At 52.3% G+C, this 4,610-nt stretch carries 5 protein-coding genes; 1 reads left to right on the plus strand and 4 read right to left on the minus strand.

The window, feature by feature from the left end; translation table 11 throughout:
* Positions 1-134: 134 nt before the first annotated feature.
* From RBT76_15870 to RBT76_15880, 3 genes are read right to left on the minus strand one after another with little or no spacing between them, the layout of a single operon-like run.
* A complete protein-coding gene (locus RBT76_15870) occupies positions 135-530 on the minus strand; it encodes a response regulator (GenBank protein MDX9859261.1) in 396 nt (131 codons plus the stop codon).
* A gap of 4 nt (positions 531-534) precedes the next feature.
* A complete protein-coding gene (locus RBT76_15875; protein MDX9859262.1) occupies positions 535-2,691 on the minus strand; it encodes an ATP-binding protein in 2,157 nt (718 codons plus the stop codon).
* A complete protein-coding gene (locus tag RBT76_15880; protein MDX9859263.1) occupies positions 2,691-3,971 on the minus strand; it encodes a glycosyltransferase in 1,281 nt (426 codons plus the stop codon). The genes RBT76_15875 and RBT76_15880 overlap by 1 nt, the downstream gene beginning before the upstream one ends.
* Positions 3,972-4,176: 205 nt before the next feature.
* Between RBT76_15880 and RBT76_15885 the strand changes: the two genes are divergently transcribed.
* Positions 4,177-4,320, plus strand: a complete 144-nt coding sequence (locus RBT76_15885; protein MDX9859264.1) for a T9SS type A sorting domain-containing protein — start codon at positions 4,177-4,179, stop codon at positions 4,318-4,320.
* A 93-nt stretch (positions 4,321-4,413) separates the two neighbouring features.
* On the opposite strand, the gene RBT76_15890 is transcribed toward RBT76_15885, so the two are convergent.
* Positions 4,414-4,610: hypothetical protein (locus tag RBT76_15890; GenBank protein MDX9859265.1), on the minus strand; the 197-nt coding region annotated here is incomplete at its 5' end.

Genomic DNA, 4,610 nt, shown 5'->3' on the forward strand with positions numbered 1-4,610 from the left:
GCGTTTCGCCAGCGCCAGGCCACTTTCCGGTGTGCTCGCAGTTGCCAGGACAATGGCCTTCTGCAATGAGAACTTGAGCGTATACATGTGCAGGATGTCCGGGTCGTCGTCGATGAGAAGTACGGTCGTCCGGGTCATAGGTGTGATTGGGACTCATTAAGACGTAAGGACACCATGTCGACGACTTCCTGCGGGGTCAGTTTGGCCTTCATTACGTAGGCATCTGCACCAAGCCGCTTTCCCTTCTCGGCAGCGTCTTTTTCTCCCATGTTGGTCAGGAGATAAACTGGGATGTCCTTAAGGGTCGGATCAGCCTTCATACGTTTCAACACCTCAAAGCCATCGAGGTCATCCATGCGGATGTCCAGCAGGACCAGGTCGGGCTTCACCTTCTTGACCATGGCGAGACCACTGTATCCGCCGGTAGCTACCAGAAGCTTCAAACCGGACAGGCGAAACTTCATTTGATACATTTCGATCAAGGTAGGGTCGTCTTCGATCAGGAGAATGGCGGCTTTCTTCGGGTCCATAGAGCTAAGTTGGGTTATGTTTGGGCTGGGTAAGCGGCAGTGTGACGGTTACGGTTGTCCCCTTTCCCTCACCGGCGCTATCGAGAATGATTTCACCGTGGTGTTCGCTTACAACGTTCTTGGCGATGAAAAGTCCAAGCCCGGATCCATCGGTGTGCTGGAATGTGGATTTTTCACCTCGAGAGAATTTCTTGAAGAGCCTCGTCTTGTCCGATTCCGGGATACCGATGCCCGTATCTCTTACGGCGATGGTGACAACGTTGTCGTTTGTAATCAGTTCGATTTCCACCCCGCCTTTATTAGTGTATTTCTCGGCATTGTCTATCACATTTTCGAGCGCTTCGCGGAGCATTCTTGGGTCAGCTTCGATATTCACCTGCCCTTCCGGAGGACGGAACTTGAGATAGAGGCCTTTGCGGTCATAATTGGGCTTCAGTTCGGCAATGATGTTTTCAACGATCTCGCTTATATTGGCAGGCTCGAACTTGAAGTTGAGGTTGCCACCCTCGAGTTCCATTGCATCAAGTAGGTCGTTCACGATATTCGACAGGCGGTTGGCTGACTCTAGCATATGAAGCTGAGCGTCCTTGCGCTCCTTGACCGGCAGTTTGTCCAGATCGCCGTCAGCCTGCATGGAAAGAAGGCCCCGGATAGCCGTCAAAGGTGTTCGTAGCTGGTGGGACGCAATGGAAAGAAACTCTGACTTCATCTTGAGTAAGTCCTGAAGATGGCGGTTCTTTTCGTGAAGTTCGCGGGTCTGTTCGGCGACCACTACTTCCATCGATGAATACAAACGGGCGTTTTCCACGGCGACGGACGCCTGATTAGCTAGGGTTTTAAGAAGATCCATATCTTCTTTGGTGAAGGCTTCGCGCGTGAGCTTATCGCCAATAAGAACTAGGCTGTTGACGCTTCCCTTAACAACTAACGGAAGTATGACGGCTATCCCCAATTGTTTCATCTCCTTCTTGAGGTAGTCGCCGCCGGGAAGCGATTCGGTTGGTGTCACCGGTTCTCCAGCGACGACCGGTTTCTTTAGGCCGGCGTCCAGCCGTGGTTGGATGTGCTTCTTGAGGAATGGATCAATCAGGCGTTCCTCGAAGCCGATTACTCGCTCAAAGGTGAGTGACGGGGCTCTTGTTCCGGTACGAAGGGCAATGGCTATATTGTCATTCCGCATGGTTCCCTGAATCGTTTCTACAATGAGGGATGTGACCTGATGGAGGTGGATGGTCTGTGAAATCTGGCTTGCAAATAGGTCTACAGTACCTTGGTAGTCATACAGGCCGGTGAAAAAATACTTGTTTGCAATGTGCCGCAGAATGCGGCCAATCAGGGAGAACCCGACGAGAAACAACGGCGTGATAACAACTGCCGACAAATATGCGCCGGGCGTGTGAAGCCCGCCAAACAAGTGCTGATCTACCCAGACGGTGACATAGTATGCGGCGAATACGAAGACGGAGAGACCGGCATAGATAAACGACTTGCGCAATACCAGGCGAATATCCATCAGCCGATGTTTGACGATTGCATAAGTTGTCAAAGTCAGGAAGACGACCATTGCCAGCGGACCGAGAAAACGGATTTCCGCAATATGCAGAAGTGGCAGTATGAGGTTGGTGCCCACGGCAATCCCGATGGAAATCGAAAGACCAAGCAGAACATACAGAATCTGGAACCCTTGGGGTGTATGCTTCAGTCGGCGGTAAGTGTGATACATTTGATACAGAGATACGGAAAACCCGAAAAGCATGAAGATCAGGAAAGCTGGCTGCCCCCAACCGAAGACTGTGCCTGCGGACGTATAATCCAAAACGATTCTGTCGCTTAACGACAGGGCTACGAATAGTGCGGTAATAACCAAGGCAAAGATGGCGGCGACGCGGTTGCCGAGCCTTTCCTCTGGAAAATACCGAGAAAAGAAATAGAGCATCAGCACGACTAAGGCTGAGGTGGCAAAGGAGAGACGCGACCAGAGAACAATCTGGCTGTTGATAGCGAGTAAATCAGTAACCAGAATGGTGATCGCCCAGAAGGTGGCCGCCAAGATGACGAGCCAGAAGTAGAGCGTACTTCTTACCTTCCGCCCCTTCCTGAAGACAACGTAAACAAGAACGAAGTTATAGACAATGATCAGGCTGACAAGGGCAGTAGACATTAGCGAACGGGACGTTTAGCGTATAGTTCCACATAATCGGCGCCGAGTGAGGCGGCGCGGTCGTGCTTTCGCAGTATGCCGGAGAGTCTTTGTGCGTTGAGGGTGTATCGAGGCTCCGCTAGAACTCGCTTGATAGCAGCCATGATCTGTTTGGGCTTCACCTGGGTTGCTTTGAGGAAGTACTTCTCACGCTTCGAGAAATCGAGCAGATTTACGGCATTGAGGTTTATTCCCACACCAAGTTCGTGGACTCGAGCGGCAATCGTCCCTTGGTCAATATTGTGCGGAATCGTGACCAATGGCTTACCGTGCCAGAGGGCCTGCATAACCGTGCCGTGGCTGGCCGTATTAACGACCAGCTCTGCAAGCCGAGCAACCCGCAGACCTGGTACGTATTCATACAGCTTGAAATGGTCAGTATCAGGCGGGAAGTCAGTCCGCTTGAAGTTCGGTCCGATACTCATGATGATATTCCATTCCGACTGTCCGATGAAAAGGTTGATCAGGTTGTGATAAACATCACGGCGAAAGATAGAGCCTCCCAGAGAGACATAGATGAGGGGACGATTGGGGTCGTGAAACATGCCGCGCCGGTCGAATTCCATATCCTCAAAGCCCCGCCAAAACAGCGGTCCGATGAAATGGACATCGTCGCGCGTATCCGGTTCCAGCGGCTCGAATGCCGAGACGCTCGGAACGAGAATTGGGTTGTGCGAATGAAGATCCGCTCGCTTGGAGGGAACATATCCGATGTCCAGGGTCTTGTAGAACTCTCGAATTTCGGCCAGGTAGAGTTCTTCGAATCGTCTGGTGAAGACCGGACGGAGGGCATTTCGAAGCAAGACGTGCGGAAGGGCCGCAGTTGATTTCCCCAGTCCGAGAAGCCCGCGAAAATGGTTCAACCACTGGGCATTGAGAATCGTGACGTATGGAATGTGATACTTGTGGCGGATAAGCGAACCGAAGAAGCTTGGTGAATTCACCACGATGTCGGGTTGGAATTGCTTTGCAGCGGCCAGTTCATCCGATAGCCAATCGAGAAACAGGTCTCTGTTCTTGCGGAAATAGCCAATCGACTGATCCTTCTCGTCATTGAGGTTGACCTCCGCGTGGCCTGCCCCGTAGACCTCGTATCCGGCCTGATTGATAAAGGGCTTCCGAACTTTGGTCGTCGTAAAAAGAATCTCGTGGCCCCGACTCTTGAGTTCATCGGCAATGGCCAGCGAGCGAATGACGTGGGCGATTGATCCCCCCGAATAGGGCGTAAAGAGGATTTTCATCCTTGTGATGCGTTAATTTGGTGGGAGTACGCCAGCCGTAGTTAGGCGCTGAGGGTAGCTGTATTGCTGCCCCATTGAGTCGTCGTGTTACGGTGTGGCAGATAGCCTGATTATACCGTAAACGGGTTGTTCTTATCAACTCGCCTTTCACACCCTCCAATTCCGCACGCGTGGTATATGCAGTTTTCTCATCAGAGCGAAAAGGGTGGCTCTGCTCGTCGATGGCAGCCTGGCTGGCGGTAATCACACCACGGTGTGGGAAGCCGACAAACAGGTCTCCGGCATCTATTTCTACCGGCTGCGCACGGAGGGTGCTACCAAAACGAAGAAGATGCTGCTTCTCAAATAACGCACCTACGCAATTCCAACAGCCCTCGTCCATCTGCGGACCGGGGTTGTTTTTTATCCCACTCAGGACCTGAACTGTGCAAGAACGAACTATCTAATCCTTAACACAGCGGACTGAGTATCCGCTCGTTCCGACTCCGATTCCCCTGCTCACCAGTAGCGACGTGTATCCGAGACTTCTCGTGATCGGATTCTGCCCGGAGTCCTGCGATGATGTCCAGAAGTTTGCGGAATATCCGAGACCGAGGAATTCCCCGGTGCTGGTTCGATTCCCGGCCGGGAGTGCGGTGA

It is taken from the genome of Candidatus Zixiibacteriota bacterium (assembly GCA_034003725.1).
In the GTDB taxonomy this organism is placed as follows: Bacteria; Zixibacteria; MSB-5A5; order GN15; family FEB-12; genus WJMS01.

Bases quoted from the DNA above. Each gene is read 5' to 3' on its own strand.
- RBT76_15880 (MDX9859263.1), bottom strand. From the start codon at position 3,971: ATGAAAATCCTCTTTACGCCCTATTCGGGGGGATCAATCGCCCACGTC.
- RBT76_15870 (MDX9859261.1), bottom strand. From the start codon at position 530: ATGGACCCGAAGAAAGCCGCCATTCTCCTGATCGAAGACGACCCTACC.
- RBT76_15875 (MDX9859262.1), bottom strand. From the start codon at position 2,691: ATGTCTACTGCCCTTGTCAGCCTGATCATTGTCTATAACTTCGTTCTT.